The sequence below is a fragment of the Endozoicomonas sp. ONNA2 genome (assembly GCF_024606365.1).
In the GTDB taxonomy this organism is placed as follows: Bacteria; Pseudomonadota; Gammaproteobacteria; order Pseudomonadales; family Endozoicomonadaceae; genus Endozoicomonas.
This window is the reverse complement of the sequence record NZ_JAHHPO010000786.1, coordinates 1-2,212: the sequence shown is the minus strand read 5'-3', so window position 1 is coordinate 2,212 and position 2,212 is coordinate 1. Positions and strand designations below refer to the sequence as shown.

The window sequence follows — 2,212 nt, the reverse complement described above, 5'->3', positions numbered from 1 at the left end:
TTAGCCTCAATTTCTCGCAATCCTCGCTACGGGCGCTATTCTCGGACAGCCTCCTAGAGTTTCTGAATAAGAAAAACCTGGTCATTTGACTCAGTCCGGGAAATGGACGCTGCCCGCTGCCTGAAAATCCCGGTTTAATTGCTCGGCAAAAGCCTTGACCCGCTGCCAGTCGGTAAATTCGCTATTGCAGGAAACGTCCGTCGGCCCCCCGGTGAGTTTCATAATCAGGCGAATCATCTGCTTATCCAACCAACGGTATCGGGTATACAGCAAGGCACCGGCAAACACTTCCACCCGATCCGGTGTCCAGGAAATCTGGTTCAGGAATTTTTGCAGATAACGGTTGTTATGGGGCTCCTGTCGTTCAGGCTTTCGGGCAGTCAGGTTGACGGAAAAAAAGTAACCCGCAATGGTTGCCAGTTGATCGCGGTATTTTTCAATAAACCGGTAACACTCTTTATGGTGCCTGCCATAACGGATCGAGCTACCGAGAATAACACCATCATAAGATTGCAGTGAGAAGTCGTCTTTCAGATCAGCAATGACACTGACAAACGTCTCATGACCAGCCCGGGCCAGGCAATAGCCAATTCTTTCGGTAATTTTTCGGGTCTGACCTTCACACCCCTGGTACAATTACGCTATACGGGACATATCTATCTACGTGGGCAATCATAAAATCAATATCCGATAATAACCGGGTTATCAGTCAGTCGTGTTAACACAGATCAACAAAGCGGGGAATAGCAGCTTCCGGCCAGAAGCCCTTATTTTTTTTGTAAAACTGTTATTTCTCTCCTATCTTAACCTGATGGTTTTGCCAGATTATTCGTCCACTGACTTATGGATCGGAAAATATTCTGGCAACATCGACGTTTATAAATTCCCTGGGAAAAAGCAGTAACCGGAGCTACACCATGACCCACACTTACGAAACCTTGCCTGACAACGTCAAGCTGTATTCAGCACAAGAACTACAGAAGGTTCTCTACAGTGCCATTGACCTGAACATGCAAGTCAAAGAGTCCCACTGGACCATGGCAGGTCGGGAGTTTCTCTCTGTACACCGTTTGTTCGACGAAGTGGCGGAGATTATCGAAGATACCATTGACGATATCGCCGAGCGGATGGCCCAGCTCGGGCACAAGCCGGATGGCACCCTGCAGAAGGTAGCGGAAAAAAGTACGCTGCCCACGTACCCGAACTCATTCAGCTCCATCGATGAGCATATTGAGGTGATTAGCCAGCGTCTGGCCTTTGTCACCGGTCAGGCACTGCAGGCTATGGCCCATATGGAAGAAAATGGAGACCCCATTTCCGTCGACCTGCTGACCGCAAGAACACGGGAAATCGATAAACTGACCTGGCTGGTTGAATCCCACCTGCCGCCGAAAAAATAGTTTTTTTTGAATCTCAATACCCCACAAGAGAAAGAAATTACCACGGAGGCACAGAGAACAGAAAAAAAGGTTTTCCTCTGTGACTCTGTGGCTAAAGCTTTCATCAGGGTGACAAACCATCGATTTGTGGTTCAAACCATGCAAAGATACTTATGCCGCAGGAATAGCCACAGGCCTGAACCAATGACGACAGAACTGCATATAAATTCCGTAGGGACGGCCCATGACCAGCATCGCCCCCATCTGCCCTGTGCAAGCAACCAGCAACTGCTCCAGACTAACCCCGGTGGACAATAACAGTGATGCATACAGCGGAATCTGGAACGACAGAAACGCCAGGGCATCAAGCAGCATGATTTGCATAAAACCATTACCGATACAGCGGCCACGATCCATCAGCCAGTCACGATACAGGCCATAAGCTCTTGCCGTTAACAGATTAACGGGAATACTCATCAGACGGGATTGCAGGGACTGTTCAAAACTCAACCCTGCCAGCAGTTCAACGCACATACCTGCGACAATGCCAAAGGTAATCATGGCAAAGGTATCTGCCAACATATCCCGATTGAGAGCCATCTCTCTCACTCCTGAAACAATGAACCCTGATTGGGCAAAAAAAGCACAAAAAAACCCGTACTGATTCTGTGATGAACCGGTACATTCTTTTCAAGTTAAATAGAATCCGTCAGCCTGTTCAGGAGGTTGTGAAGACCCTTTCGCAGGTAAAACCCGGGATCTGACCAGCAGAAAACTGAACCAAAACAGCTGCATTCAGGCAGTGAAAAATATAGCTGGATAAAGCAAAAAAC

3 protein-coding genes are annotated in these 2,212 nt (G+C 48.1%); 1 reads left to right on the top strand and 2 read right to left on the bottom strand.

Annotated elements, in window-relative coordinates:
• Window positions 1-90 precede the first annotated feature (90 nt).
• On the bottom strand, window positions 91-636 hold the full coding sequence (gene hemG, locus KDK14_RS14010) for a menaquinone-dependent protoporphyrinogen IX dehydrogenase (RefSeq protein WP_257265794.1): 546 nt from the start codon (window positions 634-636) through the stop codon (window positions 91-93).
• 281 nt (window positions 637-917) lie between these two features.
• Here hemG and dps point away from each other — a divergent pair, with 281 nt between their 5' ends.
• A complete protein-coding gene (dps, locus tag KDK14_RS14005; protein WP_257265793.1) occupies window positions 918-1,400 on the top strand; it encodes a DNA starvation/stationary phase protection protein Dps in 483 nt (160 codons plus the stop codon).
• Window positions 1,401-1,550: 150 nt separating this feature from the next.
• On the opposite strand, the gene alaE is transcribed toward dps, so the two are convergent.
• Window positions 1,551-1,979: an L-alanine exporter AlaE gene (alaE, locus tag KDK14_RS14000; RefSeq protein ID WP_257265792.1), complete on the bottom strand. Its 429-nt coding sequence runs from the start codon at window positions 1,977-1,979 to the stop codon at window positions 1,551-1,553.
• Window positions 1,980-2,212: the final 233 nt, after the last annotated feature.

What these genes read in the sequence shown, in the direction of transcription:
- dps (WP_257265793.1), top strand. Translation starts at nt 918, where the DNA reads ATGACCCACACTTACGAAACCTTGCCTGACAACGTCAAGCTGTATTCA.
- alaE (WP_257265792.1), bottom strand. Translation starts at nt 1,979, where the DNA reads ATGGCTCTCAATCGGGATATGTTGGCAGATACCTTTGCCATGATTACC.